Source organism: Nonomuraea cavernae, assembly GCF_040655715.1.
GTDB lineage: Bacteria > Actinomycetota > Actinomycetes > Streptosporangiales > Streptosporangiaceae > Nonomuraea > Nonomuraea cavernae_A.
Genome location: NZ_JBFAKL010000012.1, coordinates 174,722 through 190,862, shown reverse-complemented (window position 1 = coordinate 190,862; position 16,141 = coordinate 174,722). Strand labels below are relative to the sequence as shown.

The 16,141-nt window shown below is 71.6% G+C and carries 15 protein-coding genes and 1 pseudogene; 11 read left to right on the top strand and 5 right to left on the bottom strand.

The features are described 5' to 3' along the window. The first annotated feature begins 22 nt into the window (after nt 1-22). Nucleotides 23-3,922 (top strand): S8 family peptidase, encoded by a 3,900-nt coding sequence (locus tag AB0I38_RS19910; protein WP_358469669.1) that lies wholly within the window; start codon nt 23-25, stop codon nt 3,920-3,922. Between the two features lie 77 nt (nt 3,923-3,999). On the opposite strand, the gene AB0I38_RS19905 is transcribed toward AB0I38_RS19910, so the two are convergent. Beyond that, complete coding sequence (locus AB0I38_RS19905) at nt 4,000-6,138, bottom strand: peptidase domain-containing ABC transporter (RefSeq protein ID WP_358469666.1); 2,139 nt, start codon at nt 6,136-6,138, stop codon at nt 4,000-4,002. Then, nucleotides 6,135-6,344 (bottom strand): hypothetical protein, encoded by a 210-nt coding sequence (locus AB0I38_RS19900; RefSeq protein WP_358469663.1) that lies wholly within the window; start codon nt 6,342-6,344, stop codon nt 6,135-6,137. Before AB0I38_RS19900 ends, AB0I38_RS19905 begins: the two co-directional genes overlap by 4 nt. Before the next feature lie 366 nt (nt 6,345-6,710). Here AB0I38_RS19900 and AB0I38_RS19895 point away from each other — a divergent pair, with 366 nt between their 5' ends. The 3 genes from AB0I38_RS19895 (at nt 6,711) to AB0I38_RS19885 (ending at nt 7,861) form a co-directional block, all read left to right on the top strand. Beyond that, nucleotides 6,711-6,980 (top strand): dsRBD fold-containing protein, encoded by a 270-nt coding sequence (locus tag AB0I38_RS19895; protein WP_225263269.1) that lies wholly within the window; start codon nt 6,711-6,713, stop codon nt 6,978-6,980. Nucleotides 6,981-7,079: 99 nt separating this feature from the next. Then, entirely contained in the window at nt 7,080-7,316 is a 237-nt protein-coding gene (locus AB0I38_RS19890) for a hypothetical protein (protein ID WP_358469660.1), read from the top strand. A 65-nt stretch (nt 7,317-7,381) separates the two neighbouring features. Next, nucleotides 7,382-7,861 (top strand): GNAT family N-acetyltransferase, encoded by a 480-nt coding sequence (locus AB0I38_RS19885; protein WP_358469657.1) that lies wholly within the window; start codon nt 7,382-7,384, stop codon nt 7,859-7,861. Nucleotides 7,862-8,007: 146 nt separating this feature from the next. On the opposite strand, the gene AB0I38_RS19880 is transcribed toward AB0I38_RS19885, so the two are convergent. Then, nucleotides 8,008-8,301: a hypothetical protein gene (locus AB0I38_RS19880; RefSeq protein ID WP_358469654.1), complete on the bottom strand. Its 294-nt coding sequence runs from the start codon at nt 8,299-8,301 to the stop codon at nt 8,008-8,010. Between the two features lie 193 nt (nt 8,302-8,494). On the opposite strand from AB0I38_RS19880, the gene AB0I38_RS19875 reads away from it, so the two are divergent. Genes AB0I38_RS19875 through AB0I38_RS19865 form a run of 3 tightly spaced genes read left to right on the top strand, consistent with a single transcriptional unit; the run spans nt 8,495 to nt 11,333 of the window. Further along, the gene (locus AB0I38_RS19875) at nt 8,495-9,223 is read left to right on the top strand and encodes a class I SAM-dependent DNA methyltransferase (RefSeq protein ID WP_358469651.1); all 729 of its coding nucleotides are present in this window, start codon (nt 8,495-8,497) and stop codon (nt 9,221-9,223) included. 56 nt (nt 9,224-9,279) lie between these two features. Then, nucleotides 9,280-10,242: an iron-containing redox enzyme family protein gene (locus AB0I38_RS19870; RefSeq protein WP_358469648.1), complete on the top strand. Its 963-nt coding sequence runs from the start codon at nt 9,280-9,282 to the stop codon at nt 10,240-10,242. After that, complete coding sequence (locus tag AB0I38_RS19865) at nt 10,242-11,333, top strand: glycosyltransferase (RefSeq protein ID WP_358469645.1); 1,092 nt, start codon at nt 10,242-10,244, stop codon at nt 11,331-11,333. The genes AB0I38_RS19870 and AB0I38_RS19865 overlap by 1 nt, the downstream gene beginning before the upstream one ends. Here the strand turns inward: AB0I38_RS19865 and AB0I38_RS19860 are convergent. Continuing rightward, nucleotides 11,297-11,446 (bottom strand): annotated as a pseudogene (locus AB0I38_RS19860) (hypothetical protein); the annotation flags it as partial. The gene AB0I38_RS19865 and the pseudogene AB0I38_RS19860 sit on opposite strands and share 37 nt — an antisense overlap. 396 nt (nt 11,447-11,842) lie before the next feature. Between AB0I38_RS19860 and AB0I38_RS19855 the strand changes: the two are divergent. The 3 genes from AB0I38_RS19855 (at nt 11,843) to AB0I38_RS19845 (ending at nt 14,027) form a co-directional block, all read left to right on the top strand. Further along, nucleotides 11,843-12,391 (top strand): YybH family protein, encoded by a 549-nt coding sequence (locus AB0I38_RS19855; protein ID WP_358469642.1) that lies wholly within the window; start codon nt 11,843-11,845, stop codon nt 12,389-12,391. A 218-nt stretch (nt 12,392-12,609) separates the two neighbouring features. Then, nucleotides 12,610-13,245 (top strand): class I SAM-dependent methyltransferase, encoded by a 636-nt coding sequence (locus AB0I38_RS19850; RefSeq protein ID WP_358469639.1) that lies wholly within the window; start codon nt 12,610-12,612, stop codon nt 13,243-13,245. Between the two features lie 50 nt (nt 13,246-13,295). Beyond that, a complete protein-coding gene (locus AB0I38_RS19845) occupies nt 13,296-14,027 on the top strand; it encodes a hypothetical protein (protein WP_358469636.1) in 732 nt (243 codons plus the stop codon). On the opposite strand, the gene AB0I38_RS19840 is transcribed toward AB0I38_RS19845, so the two are convergent. Beyond that, on the bottom strand, nt 13,947-14,963 hold the full coding sequence (locus AB0I38_RS19840; protein ID WP_358469633.1) for a helix-turn-helix transcriptional regulator: 1,017 nt from the start codon (nt 14,961-14,963) through the stop codon (nt 13,947-13,949). The two genes, AB0I38_RS19845 and AB0I38_RS19840, sit on opposite strands and share 81 nt — an antisense overlap. A 61-nt stretch (nt 14,964-15,024) precedes the next feature. On the opposite strand from AB0I38_RS19840, the gene AB0I38_RS19835 reads away from it, so the two are divergent. Further along, nucleotides 15,025-16,137 (top strand): epoxide hydrolase family protein, encoded by a 1,113-nt coding sequence (locus AB0I38_RS19835; protein ID WP_358469630.1) that lies wholly within the window; start codon nt 15,025-15,027, stop codon nt 16,135-16,137. Nucleotides 16,138-16,141 lie beyond the last annotated feature (4 nt).

Here is a 16,141-nt window from a genome sequence, read left to right as displayed (position 1 = left end):
GGTGCAATCCCCCAGGTTACGTGTGCTCGGAGCTTTATTGCTGGCGGTCGTGCCGCTGGCGGTGGTCAGCGAGGGCGCGTCGGCGGCTCCGCCCGCCCCAGCCGTGAAACCGTCATCCGTCGTCATGTCCCCGGTCAGGCTCACGCTGCTGACCGGGGACACCGTCGTCTACGCCAAGGACGGCTCGGGCCGCGCCTCGGTGACCGTGGACCTCGCCCCCGGCCGCGAGACCCTCACCTACCGGGCCCAGCAGGACAAGCAGGGCTACTACGTGTTCCCGAGTGACGTCCAGCCGTACGTGGGCGCGGGTCTGCTGGACAAGGAGCTGTTCAATCTTGACTCCCTCGCCGCCGGCGGCAGTGCCAAGGGAGACGACCTTCGCCTGATCGTCCAGTACCAGGAGCAGGTGAAGGACTCCGAGATCGCGGGCAAGGCCCGCGCGCTGAAGGCCGGCCAGGACCCGCTGGTGCTGAAAAGCATCGACGGCGCCGCGCTCAAGGTGGACAAGGACAAGGCGGGCGCCTTCTGGGAGTCGATCCGCGGTGAGGCGCCGTCGATCGCCAAGGACAGGCCGGCGACCGCCGATCCCACCCTCGGGGCCGGGCTGCGCAAGGTCTGGCTCGACGCCAGGGTCAAGGCCCTCGACGACGTGAGCAACCCGCAGATCGGCGCGCCCACCGCCTGGGCCGCCGGGTTCGACGGCACCGGCGCCGAGGTGGGGATCATCGACACCGGGGTCGACGACAAGCACCCCGACCTGCGGGACAGGATCGCCGCGGCACGCAACTTCGTGCCCGAGGGCAACCCCGGCGGAGGTGATCCCGACGTGGCCACCGACCGGCACGGGCACGGCACCCATGTGGCCGCCATCGTCGCGGGCACCGGCGCGGCCTCCGGCGGCAGGTACAAGGGCGTGGCTCCGGGCGCCCGGCTGAGCATCGCCAAGGCGCTGGACGACTCCGGCAGCGGGCAGACGTCCGAGATCATCGCCGCGATGCAGTGGCAGGCGGAGACCCGCCGCGTCCGGGTGGTCAGCATGAGCCTGGGCGGGAGCCCCACCGACGGCACCGACCCACTGAGCCAGGCGGCGAACGAGCTCACCGCCGAGCACGGCACGCTCTTCGTCGTGGCGGCGGGCAACTCGGGACCGGATTCCTCGACGGTGGCCGCCCCTGGCTCGGCGACGGCCGCGCTCACCGTGGGCGCGGTGGACAGCGCGGACCGGGTCGCCGACTTCTCCAGCCGCGGCCCGCGTGTGGGCGAGGTCCCGACGATCAAGCCGGAGATCACCGCTCCCGGGGTGCGGATCATCGCGGCCAGGGCCGCGGGCACCGCGATGGGCGGACCGATCGACGACAACTACACCGCGGCCTCCGGCACCTCGATGGCCACGCCGCACGTGGCCGCCGCCGCCGGCATCATGGCCGCCAAGCACCCTGGCTGGACCCCGGAGCAGCTCAAGACGGCGCTGGTCGGCACGGCGCACCCCCTCGAAGGCAGCCCGTACGACCTGGGCGCCGGACGGCTGGACGTGGGCCGGGCGGTCACCCAGCACGTCTTCGGCGACCTGTCGGAGGTGTCGGCCAAGTTCGTCGAGCCGTACGACGGCCAGACGCTGACCAGGAAGGTCACCTACCGCAACACCGGCGAGGAGTCCGTCACCCTGGCCCTGTCGGTGGCGCTCGCGCACGGCGACGCCGCGGCCCCCGACGGGACGGCGACGGTCACGCCGTCGTCGCTGACCATCCCGGCGGGCGGCACCGCCGAAGCACGGCTCACCATCGAGCCCACCGTCGGCGCCGCCGGTTGGTACACGGGCAGGCTGACGGCGACCGGCGGCACCGAACGGCTGACCGCGCCGATCGCCTTCCACAAGGGGGTCAGGTACGACACCCTGAAGGTCAGGCTCATCGGCGACCCTCGATGGTCCAGGATGTACTCGAACATCTCCTTCGGCAGGATGAACGACACCGATCCGCTCCTGGACGGTGAGCCGCTCGACTTCCCGGGCGGATCGTGGCGGGCCACCGACACGGTCAACACCTGGGAGCAGGAGGTCAGGCTGCCGCACGGCGGCGTCTACTCAGCGATCACGCAGGTGCTGGGTTACGCGCTTCCGGACCGTGAGCTGCAGCACCATCTCATGATCGAGCCGGAGTTGCGCCTCGACGGGGACACCTCGATCACCTTCGACTGGACCAAGACGAAGCCGATCCGGTTCGCCACGCCCCGGCCGTCGGAGGCGAACGGCTTCAACATGATGTACACCCAGACGGGCGCGTCCGGCCGCCAGAGCTCCAGCGGTCTCATCGCCGTCTACGAGGGCGTCCGGCCGGACCACTTCTTCGTCTCGCCGACCAAGGCGCCGTCGCTGGGCGGCGCCGTGCTGAACCTCGACCAGATCCGTCGCGCCACCCAGGTCCGGTTGACGGTGGCCGGACAGGAACTGGACCCCTACTACGCGACCGACCGGCTCGACGCCATGCCCAAGTTCGCCACCGATCGCCGGCTCACCCTGGCCAAGGGCGGGAACCTGCGCGGCAAGCTGGCCTACGTCACCGGTGAGGGTCCCGAGGAGTTCCTCGCGGGCGTGGACGCGGCGGTGGCCGCCGGCGCCGCGGGTGTGCTCGCGGGCAGCCACATGGGACGGCTCATGTCCTACGAGCCCTATGTGGACCACGCCAAGATCCCGATCATCGCTCTCGGTAAGGAGGACATCGCCCGCGTGGAGGCGGCCCTGGCAGGCAGGTCGTCCGTGCGGGCCGACCTGAAGGCCGAGCTGACCAATCCGTACGAGTACAAGCTCGCCTCCTGGTTGCGCGGCGGCGTCCCCACCAGCTTGAGCTTCACCGTCAAGCCGGGCGAACTCGCGCAGATCGACACCACCTACCATGCCCAGTTCACCCCTTCGGCGGGCAGGCACGGCCCCATCGCCAACGCCTCGGAGGCCAACCACCACTTCGGCCCCGGCGTGAACCTGAGCTACCGGGCATCGATCAACTTCGCCATCCCCGCCAGTCGCACCGAGTACTACAGCGTCCTCGCCCCCGACGTGCTGTGGCAGCGCGGCTACCAGTTCAGCGATGCCGAGGCTCCCGACGCCATGCGGGTCGCCACGTCCAACCGAGGGTTCCCCCGGCCCGTACGGGAGACGGAGCACTGGAACGAGCCGCTCGTGCCCTCCCGCGCCGCGGTCGGCCCCGACACTCCGACCGCCTTCGATCTCGGGCTCTTCTGCGACACCTGCCGGCAGGGCGACCGGCTGCGCCTGCGCACGCTCAGTGCGGCGGGCATGGGCTACTACGCGGACGCCTCCGATCCGAGCCACTCCTACCAGGGGGCGCCGGGCACCGAGGAGACCCACCTGTTCAGCGGTGACAGGGAGCTGACGCCCCAGACCGACCAGCTCGGCCTTCCCTACTACACCGTCCCCGCCGGCGAGGGCACCTACCGGCTGACCAACGTGTTCAAGGACGGCTTCACCGGCCGTCACGGCGGCACCAGCGTCAACACCAGCTGGACGTTCCGCTCCTCCCGGCCGGCGGCCGGCAAGCCCTCCTTCCCCTGCCTGGACGGCAAGCTGTTCGGCGACAAGAACCCGTGTGCCGAGCTGCCGCTCATCCAGCTCGTCCACCACCTCGGCCTGCCGGCGGACGACACCGTACGGGCGGGCCGGCCGTTCACCTTCACCTTCGACACCAAGGGCGGCGTGGGCCGCCTGACCAAACTCCGTGTGTGGACGTCCGCCGACCAGGGCGCTCACTGGACCCCGGCCGTCGTCGTACCGGGTCTCGGCACCACGCATCGGGTGGTGACCAAGCACCCCAGCACCCCCGGAACGGTCACCATCAGGACCGAGGCGACGGACTCCGTGGGCAACTCGGTGCAGCAGACCATCGTCGACGCCTACAAGGTCAAGTGAAGAAGGGATGGGGAGCGCCTTCGGGCGCTCCCCATCCCCTTGGAAGGGGCGTCCAGCGGCCGGGGCCGTGACGCGTGTCAGCCTCGTACGGTCTGGGCGGCGACGAGGTCGGCGTACGTGCCGCCCAGGGCCATCAGTTCGGCGTGGGTGCCGCGTTGCACGACCCGTCCCGAGTCGATGACGAGGATCAGGTCGGCGTCCCTGACCGTGCTGAGCCGGTGGGCGATGACGATCCGGGTCTGGACGAGGCGGCTCAGGTTGGCCTCGATGAGTGCCTCGGTGGCGCTGTCGAGGCTGCTGGTGGCCTCGTCGAGCAGCAGGACCTTGGGCCGTGACAGCACGGCGCGGGCCAGGGCGAGCCGCTGCCGCTGACCGCCGGACAGCCCGCCGCCGTCGGTGAGCACGGTCTCGTAGCCCATCGGCATCGCCGCGATCTCGTCGTGCAGCCCGGCCAGCCGAGCCGCCGAGACGACCCGCCGGAGCGACGCGCCGGGGTCGTTCATCGCGATGTTCTCCCTGATCGAGCCGCTGAACAGGGAGGGGTCCTGGGTGACCACGCCGAACTGGCGGCGCAGGGTGCGCAGGTTCAGCTCGGCGGCGGGAACCCCGTCGTAGCGGATCTCGCCCTCGGTGGGCAGGTGCAGCGCGAGCAGCAGCCTGGCGAGGGTGCTCTTGCCCGAGCCCGAGGCGCCCACCAGCGCGACCTTCTGGCCGGGCCGGATGGCGACCGAGACGCCCCGCACCGTCCACGGGCCGCGCGGGTCGTGCCGGAAGCTCACGTCGCGCAGCTCGACGGCGCCGCGGAGCCGGAGCACCTCGATGCCGTCGCTCGGCTCGGGCTCGGAGGCCAGGATGTCCGACAGCCGGTCGAAGTGCGCGCCGGCCTGTTGCAGGCTCTGCAGGCCGGTCATCAACGAGCTCAGCGGGGTCAGTGCGCCGAGCGCGATGGTGTTGAGCGCGATCAGCTCGCCCATGGTGAGCTGGCCGTCCAGCACCCGCCAGGCGCCCAGCCACAGCAGCCCGAGCGGCGCCACCACCCGGATCGCGGACAGCGCGGCCTCCAGGAAACCCCTGGTAAGGCCGCTGCGTACGTCGGCGTCAAGCTGTTTGGCGAAGTGGCCCGACCACTGCTCCACCGCCCGCTTCTCGGCGCCCGACGCCTTGAGCGTCTCGATGCCGGTGATCGCCTGGATGAGGCTGCTCTGCGAGGCGGACAGCGCGGTCAGCTCCTGCCGGGTGAGCATGGCGATGCGGTTGGTGGTGGCCAGCAGCAGCACCGTCTGGAGGAGGGCGACGCCGGTCAGCGCCAGCCCGAACACGGGGTCCCAGAGGTAGACGAGCACGAGGTAGCCCACGGCCAGCGGGCCGTCGAGCAGGGCCGCCACGACCTGGCCGGTGAGGATGTCGCCCAGGGTCGAGACGCTGGCGGCGCGGGTGACCAGGTCGCCCTTGCCGCGCTGGGTGAAGTAGCGGTAGGGCAGGGCCACCAGGTGGCCGACCACCCCTTCGGTGAGCTCCTGGTCGGCCCGGGCGCGTACGGCCACGAGCAGCGCCGCCCGCAGGTAACCGATCACCAGCTGGGCCGCGCCCGCCAGCAGCACGGCGACGCCCAGCAGCGACAGGAGCTCCGTGCCCCGCGACGGGACGATCGTGTCGATCAGCAGCTCGGAGAACAGCGGCAGCGCCAGCCCGAGTAACTGCAGGAGCAGCGAGGCGGCGATGACCTGCGCGAGCAGGCCGCGACGGCGCCGGAACAGGGTGCGGATGAACGCGCGGCGCCAGGCGCTCGCCATCGAGGAGGTGCCCCGGTGGAATCCCTCGCCGGGTTCGAAGACCAGCAGCACGCCGGTGAACCCGGCGCTGAACTCCTCGGCGGTGAGCCGGCGGCGACCCTGGCCCGGGTCGACGACGTCCACCCGGTCGGGCGACCAGCGCTCGACCACCACGAAGTGCCTGAACTCCCAGTGTGCGATCGCGGGAAGCGGCACGCGCGCCAGGTCCTCGGGCGCGAGGGAGAAGGCCCGCGCCTTCAGGCCGTGCTCGCGGGCGCCGTCCACGATGGCCTTGGCGCTGAGGCCGTCCCTGCCGACCTGGAGCCGTTCGGCCACCTGGAGCAGGGTGGTGCGTCGGCCGTGGTGGCAGAGCACCATGGCCAGGCAGGCCGCGCCGCACTCGGTCTCGGTGTTCTGCAGCAGGACGGGGACCCGGCGCATCATCGGACCGTCTCCAGGATCACCGCGGCCAGCAAGGCCGCGGCCGCCGCGATGGCCGCCACCGCCACCCACAGCAGCAGGAACGAGGGCGTCCTGATCACCAGCGGCAAGCGGTCGCCGATGTGGGCGCCGTCGCGACCGCGCAGCGCCTCCTCCCGGTAGACGCCGTGCCTCCGGGGGGCGGGGTGACCGGTCACGTCCAGCGCCACGTGATCGTGGCCGCGGCGCGGCGGGCGGCACTCACCGGCCCGGCGTTCCCGCCGGCCGCGGACAGCCGGTGGGCTCCGCTCCCTCGAACGGCGGATCGGCAATCGTGATCTTCGGCATGGGGTGTTCCTTCCGGCGCGTCTCCGCGACCTCGTCCGGTTCCCCGGCTCTCGTCCCGAGCGCCGGTCGCCGAGGCTCTGAACCAGCCCCGGCCTGGACGGGAAGAAGGCTAGAAGCGCCCTCTTGGAAGTCACTTGGGATCCGCATGCGTTCTCCGCGGATTCCGGGAAGTCGCCGGTCAGCGGCGGGCCGGGTTCCCGGCCTCGTGATGGGTAGGGGGAGAACAAGGAACGGAGGAGGTGAAGATCGTGAACGAGAAACACTGGGACGTTCAGATCGACATATCCGAGAACGACGACACCACGACCGCGCAGGCCACTCTCGCCACTCCGGCCGACGCGCAGCTGACCGGTTACGGCGAGGCGCACCGCAACCCGCACGACCCGCCGGCCGCGGGGATCGGCGACGAGCTCGCCGCCGCCCGGGCGCTGGACGACCTCACCCGGCAACTGCTCGGTGTGGCCGACCAGGACGTGGTGCGCAACGCGAGATCCGGCTCGGGGGTGGGGCTGGCCTGATCACGTCGCGGGGGCCGCGCCTTCGTTCGGACGGATCGCCGTCCGTACGAGGTCCGCGGGGGGTTCCGCGAGCATTTCTCACATGGGATGCTCATCGCCGTGAACGTGAAGAGGTTGACCGAGATCAACGTGCGTTCGGGGGATGGTCGAAGGCAGAACGTCGCCGCCGTGCGGGCATGCGGCACGATAGCGCTCATCGTGGGTGGAGCCCTGTCGGTGATGGCGCTCGTCTTCTCGCGGGGTGAGCCGCCCTTCCAGATCGTCTCGGTGTCCATCGCGGCAGCCGTGATAGGGCTCGGCATGCGCCTTGAGGCGGCCCTCCGGGAGCGGCGTTAGGCCACGTCCCGGATGCCGGAAGGACCCCGGACCGACAGGTGGCGGGGGTCCCTTACCCTGAGCGCATGATTCGCATCGCCACCCCCGACGACGTCCCCGTGATCCTCGAACTGATCCATGACCTGGCCGAGTACGAGAAGGCTCCGCAGGAGGTCCGGGTCACCGAGGAGCAACTGCGCGACACGCTCTTCGGCGACGCGCCCGCCGTCTTCGCGCACATCGCCGAGGACGAGGGAGAGGTGGCCGGGTTCGCCATGTGGTTCCTCAACTACTCCACCTGGCGCGGCACGCACGGCATCTACCTGGAGGACCTGTACGTACGGCCGGACCGGCGAGGCGGCGGGCACGGCAGGGCGCTGCTGACGGAGCTGGCCCGGATCTGCGTCGAGCGCGGATACCAGCGGCTCGAATGGTTGGTGCTCGACTGGAACGAGCCGGCCATCAGGTTCTACCGGTCGCTCGGCGCCGGCCCGATCGACGAGTGGACCACGTTCAGGCTGACCGACGAGCCGCTCCGGCGGCTCGGGAGCGGCTCGTCGCGGTAGCCGTGAGCTCGCGGGAGCGATGCGGCCCGAAGGTCTGGGCGGCCGGCGCCATCGAGGTCGCCGGACAGGGCGGCCGGACAGGGCGGCCGGACAGGGCCGCCGGACAGGGCCGCCGGGCTGGGCGGCCTCTGTCCGGCGGCGTTGTCCTAGGCTCCGGAGTGAGCCGGCTGCCTGGCTCCGGTCGAACGCTGAAGCATGTCGGCTTCCGACTCCTTCTCAAGGTCGCGGTGCGTCTCCTCGATGCGCAGCGCCACCCCCAGGGCGAAGAACGTCGGCGCCCACTCGCCGACGAAGATGCCCCAGCGGTCGGCCCGGTCGAGAGCCGACCCCTTGGCGTTCTTGGACATCACCCAGGACGCGATGGAAAGGCCGATCGACGCGACCCCGGCAATGTACGCGTGCTCGGACTTGATGCCCATCTTGTGCAGCATTTTGATCATGATTTCCCCCTTGGTGAGGTGCTGTTACCCGAGGTGGGAGCAGGTAACCGAGCGACAAACCGTTTTGCCGGGTCTTGACGGCGCCCCTCCCGGAACCCGGCTGTCGCCGCGAACGCGATCGTCCGGACGTGCTCGTTTAGTCACTTCACTCCCGGGCATCCACTGCGGAAACTCATGAGACGGGGGGTCTGTCATGCCGGCGTTCGACGCCTCCGCCTACGGGCGGAGCATCGCGGACATCTACGACGCGACCGTGCGCGAGCTGCCCACCGAACGCGCGGTCGAACGGCTGCACGAGCTGGCCGGCGACGGCCCTGTGCTGGAGTTCGGCATCGGCACCGGCCGCCTGGCGCTGCCCCTGGCCGCGCGTGGGCTCGGTGTGGCGGGGATCGACGGGTCGCCGGAGATGGTGGAGGTGCTCCGTGCCAAGCCGGGCGGCGAGGACATCGCGGTGATCGTGGGCGACTTCTCCGCCACCACGGTGAAGGGGCGGTTCGGGCTGGTGCTCCTCGCGGCCAACACGATCTACGCCCTGCCGTCGCAGGACGACCAGGTCAGGTGCTTCCGCAACGCGGCCGAGCATCTGCGGCCCGGTGGCAGGTTCGTGGTCGAGGCGTGGGTGCCCAATCTGAACGCCTTCCAGGACGGCTCGGCGCTGCGGCTGCTGTCGATGAGCGAGGACGTGGTCGTCGCCGAGGCGGCGCAGGTGTTCCCGGCCGAGCAGCTGATGCGCACCACGAAGGTCAGGATGACCGCCGAAGGGGTACGCCTGCTGCCGGCCAATCATCGCTACGCCTGGCCCGCCGAGCTCGACCTGATGGCCCGCCTGGCGGGCATGGAGCTGGAGCACCGCTGGTCCGACTGGGACGGTGCCCCGTTCACCGACGCCAGCACCGCGCACGTGTCGGTCTACCGGCTCTGACCTAGGGAGTGATTCCGATACGCCTGCCCGAGGCCCGCGGTCCCATCACCGCGCACTTGTTCGAACGGCTTCGCGAGGCGCCCGGCGGCGCCGCGCCGCCCCTCGCGTCCGCGGCGTCCGACCTGGAGGATCCCGATCTGCAGCTCGCCCTGTTCTGCTGCTACGAGCTGCACTACCAGGGGTTCGACGACGTGGACGACCGCTGGGAGTGGGAGCCGTCCCTGCTGCGGGCTCGCGCGATGCTGGAGCGGGCCTTCGAGGAGGCGCTGGCGCGGGCCGTGCCCTGGCCGGAGCCCGTGGGGCCGCGCGACGTGCGGCGGGTGCTGAAGGAACTGGCCGCCGCCGACGACGGGCCGTCGGTGTCGGCGTTCATGCGGCGCGAGGCCACCCTGGAGCAGTTCCGCGAGTTCGTCGTCCACCGGTCGATCTACCACCTCAAGGAGGCCGACCCGCACACGTGGGCGATCCCGCGGCTGCGGGGCGGCCCCAAGGCCGCGCTGGTGGAGATCCAAGCCGACGAGTACGGCGGCGGCCGGCGCGAACGCATGCACGCCGAGCTGTTCCGCGGCACCATGCGCCACCTCGGCCTGGACGACTCCTACGGTGCCTACCTGGGCCGCGTGCCGCCCATCACGCTGGCGATCTCCAACGCCATGTCGCTGTTCGGGCTGCACCGCAGGCTGCGCGGCGCCGCGCTGGGCCATCTGGCCGCCCTGGAGATGACGTCCTCGCAGCCCAACCGCCGCTACGCCATCGGCCTGCGGCGGCTCGGTGGCGACGCCGCGGCCACCCGCTTCTACGACGAGCACGTGCAGGCCGACGCGGTGCACGAGCAGATCGCCGTGCACGACATGTGCGGCGGATTCGCGGCCGCGCACCCCGAGCAGACCGGCGTCCTGCTGTGGGGCGCGGCCTGCGCGCTGACCCTGGAACGGCTGTGGGCCGGTCACGTCATGTCCCGCTGGGAGCGGGGCCGGACCTCGCTCGCCGGTGACAGCCTCGCGTCGAGCTCGATGTGATGGACCTCGACTACGTCCTGCCGCTGCGCTGGGACGACGACTCGGGGCTGGACGAGCTCACCGCCTACCTGCGCGGCCTGGCCCGCCACGTGCGGGTCGTCGTCGTGGACGGCAGCCCCGCCGGGCTCTTCGAGCGGCACGCCCGCCGCTGGCGCGACCTGGCCCTGCACGTGCCTCCCGACGCCGGGCTCCGCTTCGCCAACGGCAAGGTGGCCGGCGTCACCACCGGGCTGCGGCTGGCCCGCGCCGACCGCGTGGTGATCGCCGACGACGACGTCCGCTACGACGTGGCGGGCCTGCGCCGGATGCACACGCTGCTGGCCGGGGCCGACCTGGTCCGGCCGCAGAACTACTTCGACCCGGCGCCCTGGCACGCCCGCTGGGACACCGCCCGCACGCTGCTCAACCGGGGGCTGGGCGCCGACTACCCGGGGACGTTCGGCCTGCGCCGGGAGTTCTTCCTGCGGATGGGCGGCTACGACGGCGACGTGCTGTTCGAGAACCTGGAGCTGATCCGCACCGTCCGCGCCCACGACGGGATCGAGATCCACGACCCCGGCCTCTACGTCCGGCGGCTGCCGTGTGACGTGAGGCGGTTCTGGTCGCAGCGGGTCCGGCAGGCCTACGACGACCTGGCGCAGCCGGCGCGGATGGGGCTGTTCCTGGCCGTGCTGCCCGCCGTTGCCGCGGGGCTGGCGCGGGGGCGATGGGGGGCGTTGCTGGCGGGCGCCGGGCTGGTCGTGGGCCTGGCCGAGGCGGGGCGACGGCGGGCCGGCGGGCGACGGGTCTTCCCGGGCAGCGCGTCGCTGTTCGCCCCGGTCTGGGTGCTGGAGCGGGCCACCTGCAGCTGGCTGGCCGTGGGGGCGGCGCTGACCGGGGGAGTGCCGTACGCGGGCCGTAGGCTCGGCACGGCCGCCCACTCGCCGCGCGGGCTGCGCGAACGCCGTCGTCAGGCCGGAGGGTCGGGCTCGCTTGCGGCCCGGAAGCCCGCCACCTTGTGCGAGCCGTCGCAGAACGGCTTGACCGACGACCGGCCGCACCGGCACAGCGCCACCGTGGCCCTGCCGGGGTCGATCGGCACGCCGTCCTGAGTCAGTAGCGCGAACCGGCCCCGCACGAGCAGTGGGCCGTCCTCGCACGCCGTCACCGTCACGACCGTGTCGTCCTCGGGGGCGTCCTGGGGAGGATTGTTCTCGGCGGGCATGAGCGGCCCTCTGCCCTCGCAGGAGACCGGAAAACTTACTCACGGTCACGCTTCACTGGACAGCGTGAGATCGTTCAGAGGTGCGATCGTGACCAGATCGCGACCACCCTTTCGTGGTCCCAACGTAACGTCCTCGGGGTGCCTGAGGTCGAGTCGAAGTTGAGCAACGAGCCCCAACCGCTGCCACAACGCGAGGACGCCCAGCGCTGCCGCAGGGTCGACTCCGAACGGCGCTGCGTCCTCCCCGTGGGTCATCAAAGTGGCCATGTATACCCACCTGCGGAGATCGTCACGGAGTTCTAGTGCCTGACCCCGATGCCCCTTAGCTCCGTAAAGGGCTCGTCCGAACTGGACAAGTGGGCATTCGGCCGGAGATCGCCTGGGCATCAAGCGGGCATGCACCAGAACTTCCACCGCAAATCACTCCTGCTGGCGGCCGTCGTCGTTCCTGCCCTACTGGCGGGGTGCGCGGCCGGAGGCAGTACGTCCGCCATGGGCGTGGCCAGTCCTCCGACCGAGACCACGAGCCCGATGCCGCCCGAAAACGAGATGAGCCCGCTGCCGACCGGCTCAGAGATGAGCCCGGGACCGTCGGAGAGCGCCGAGCAGGGCTCACCGAAGGCCGCCGTCCTGGCGTACTTCGAGGCCCTCAAGGCCGGTGACGCGGACAAGGCCGTCGCCGCGTACAGCCCGGAAGGGCTCGCCGCCATCCAGGGCATGAAGACCGCGGAGGGCACGGACGAGCTGACCAAGGTCTACAAGGAGATGCTGAAGGAGAAGGACACCGCGACGCACAAGATCGAAGAGGCGGCCGCGACCGGCGACTGGGCCTTCGTCCGCGCGTCCAGCGAGAAGGACGGCCAGATGATGCGGGAGTTCTTCATCCTCAAGAAGACCGGCAACGAGTGGAAGATCGACCGCTACATGAACAACGACTCGTCCTGACCGGGTCCCAGAACCCCAGGTCATGCCCGGCGCGCACGCCCGGGACGAGGACGAGCGAGATCAGGGCCACCCCGGCCGCGACCACGGCACAGACGGTGAAAGCCGCGACGAGACCGTCGATGCCGATGGCGGCCGGGGTCGCGCTTGTGGACGGCGCCCCACCGGGCGTCACCGCGACCGGGCACGCACCGGGGCCACGCGCGATCTAGTGTGGCCGCATGGGGGACCTCTCGCGGTACCAGCATCCTCGGTTCGCTCGCATGTACGAACGGATGAGCGGCCAGGCGGAGCGGTTCGGCATGGCCGCGCACCGCGACCGGCTGTTGTCCGGGCTGTCCGGGCGGGTGGTGGAGGTCGGGGCGGGCAACGGCCTCAACTTCCCCCACTATCCCGCGGGGGTCCGCGAGGTCGTCGCCGTCGAGCCGGAGGACCTGCTGCGCGGCCTGGCCGAGCGAGCCGCGCTCACCTCGCCGGTGCCCGTCCAGGTCGTCGCCGGGCACGCGGGCGAGCTGCCGTTCGACGACGCGACGTTCGACGCCGCCGTGGTGTCGCTGGTGCTCTGCTCCGTGGAGTCCCAGGCCGCCGCGCTCGCCGAGCTGCGCCGCGTGCTCCGGCCGGGCGGTGAGCTGCGCTTCTTCGAGCACGTACGCTCCGGCAAGCGGGTCCGGGCCACCCTGGAGCACCTCGTCACCCCGCTGTGGTGGCGGTTGTGCGGTGGCTGCCGCCCCAACCGCGACACCACGGCCGCGATCCGCGACGCCGGGTTCACGATCGAGGCGAACGACCGCTTCGTCTTCCGCCCGGCGCCCGGCTCCCCCGCCATGACCCACATCCTCGGCCGCGCCCACCGCTGATCCCGGGAACCCGCGCCGCCCGTCCGGTGTACCAACACCGGAGGTGTGTGATGAAGAAGAAGATTTTGACCATCCTGGTCATGGTGGCGGCGGCGCTGGCCGCCGGGGCGCTCCCGGTATCGGCCGCCGGCAACTGGGCGGTGACCTATCTCGACCCGATGCCCGCGCGGTTCGCCCCCGGCACGACGTACACGCTCGGGTTCTGGGTGCTCCAGCACGGCAACCACCCCTACGAGGGCGATCTGGGTGTGGTGGGGCTGCGGCTCACCGGCGAGGGAGGGAAGGAGCTGACCTTCCCCGGCACCCCGCTGCCCGAGCCCGGCCACTACGTCACCGCGATCGCCGTGCCCGAGGGATCGTGGCGCGTCGACGGCATCCAGGGCCCGTTCGAGCCCCATCTCGTGGGCACGCTCAGCGTCCCGGGCGGCCTGAAGGTGCGGCCTGTGTCCACCGACCTGGTGCTGGGTGGCGGCAAGGATTACTGGGGCGACATCCGGCCGCCGGGGTTCCCGCGCGGTGAGGGAGCAGCCATGAAGGCCGCCGCCGCGCCGTCGGACCCGGCGCCCGCCGCCGCGCCGTCGGTCACCGCACCCGCCACCGCGCCGGTCGCCGCGGCTCCTGCGCCGAGTGGGGGGAGCGGGGTGCCGGTGTACGCGCTGCTGATCGCCGCCGCCGGTGGGGCGCTCCTCACGCTGGCCGCCTCAAGGCTGTCCAGGCGGGGCCGGCGAGAGCCCGAGCCGCCCGTGGACGAAGGGCGCGACACCCTGGCCTTCCCGGGCTGACCCGCGCCGGGTGACCTCGGCCCGAGCGGAGAGGGTTCGCAGGGCTTCCAGCAGCTCAGGGGGGTCGCTGACGGTGAAGTCGGCATCCAGCGACAGGATGTGGAGGGCCAGCCGCATAGGGGTCTCGCCGCCCGCGTGCACGACGCACGTACCGTCGTCGACGCTCTCGACGAGCACCGATTCCGGCAGGTGCGAGGCGATGGCGGAGGCGGGCGCGTGCACGGTGACGCGCGCCCGGTACCGCATCAACGCCGTGTCGACCCCTTTGGGCACGATCGACGCGGGCGGCTCCTCCCGGGGGGTGAACCGCGGCCCGCCGGGCGTCCGCAACGCGATCCGGTCGACCCGGAACGTCCGCCAGTCGCCCCGGTCCACGTCCCAGCCGATCAGGTACCACCGGCGCCCGGTGTGCACCAGCCGGTACGGTTCCACGTCGCGCTCCCGCCCGGACCCCTCGTGCGTCCGGTAGCCGAACCGCAGCCGGTGCCGGTCGCGGCAGGCGGCGGCGACAGCGGTCAGCGTCTCGGCGGCGACGGCCGGCCCGCCCGGCGCGAGGGAGACCGTGGCCGCGTGCAGCGCCTGGACCCGGCGGCGCAGCCGGTCGGGCAGCACCTGTTCCAGCTTGGCCAGGGCGCGCAGCGACGTCTCCTCGATGCCCTCCATCGCGCCGGCGGTGCGCAGCCCGATCGCGACCGCCACCGCCTCCTCGTCGTCCAGCAGCAACGGCGGCAGCTTGGCCCCGGCGCCGAGCCGATACCCCCCGGTGACCCCGGGCGCGGCGTGTACCGGATAACCGAGGTTGCGCAGCTTGTCGATGTCGTAGCGGATGGTCCGGGGGCTGACCTGGAGGCGCCCGGCCAACTCGGCGCCGGTCCAGTCGGGCCGGGTCTGCAGGAGCGCCAGCAGGCGGAGCAGCCGTGCGGAGGTTTCCAACATGCGCTGATTCTCCCGGTCATTACGGCAAAAAGCTTGCCACATGCCCTGAGACGGTTGCTCCATGGACATCAGGGAATTCCACCTCGACATACCTCAGGCCGACCTCGACGACCTGCGCGAGCGGCTGAGCCGGACGCGCTACCCCGTACAGACTCCCGGCGCCGGCCCGGAGCGCGGCATGCCCGTGGCGGAGCTGCGCGAGCTGGCCGAGTACTGGGCCACCGGCTACGACTGGCGGGCGCACGAGGCCCGGCTCAACGCCCACCCCCAGTACGTCACCGAGATCGACGGCCAGAACATCCACTTCCTGCACGTCCGCTCGCCCGAACCGGACGCCACCCCGCTGATCCTCACCCACGGCTGGCCCGGCTCGGTCGTCGAGTTCCTCGACGTGATCGGCCCGCTGACCGACCCGCGGGCGCACGGCGGGGACCCGGCCGACGCCTTCCACCTGGTGATCCCGTCCGTCCCCGGATTCGGGTTCTCCGCGCCGCTGGCCGAGACCGGCTGGACGCTCAACCGGATCGCCCGCGCCTGGGCCGCGCTGATGGCCGGGCTCGGGTACGAGCGGTACGGCGCGCAGGGTGGCGACTGGGGGTCCGGGATCTCCCGCGAGCTGGGGCTGGTCGACTCCGAGCACGTGATCGGCGTGCACGTGAACTACCTCATGACGTTCCCGTCGGACGACCTGGGCGAGGTGAGTGAGTCCGACAAGGAGCGGCTCGCCAAGCTGGAGCAGTTCACCGGCGACAGCGGCGGCTACATGGCCATCCAGTCGAGCCGGCCGCACACGCTCGGGTTCGGGCTGGCCGACTCGCCGGCGGGGCAGCTCGCCTGGATCGCGGAGAAGTTCCGCGACTGGACCGACCGGCCGGTGGACCGCGACCGGCTGCTCACCGACGTCACCCTCTACTGGCTGACGAACACGGCCGACTCGGCGGCGCAGATCTACTGGGAGTTCTCCCACGCCTGGTCCATGCCCCAGCCGTCGCCCACTCCGCTCGGCGTCGCGGTGTTCCCGCACGACATCGTGCTGCCGATCAGGAGGCTGGCCGAGCAGATGGACAAGGTGGTTCACTGGACCGAGTTCGAGACCGGCGGCCACTTCGCCGCCATGGAGGAGCCCGAGCTCCTGGTTGGCGACATCCGGGCCTTCTTCAGGGAGATTCGCTGAAGCG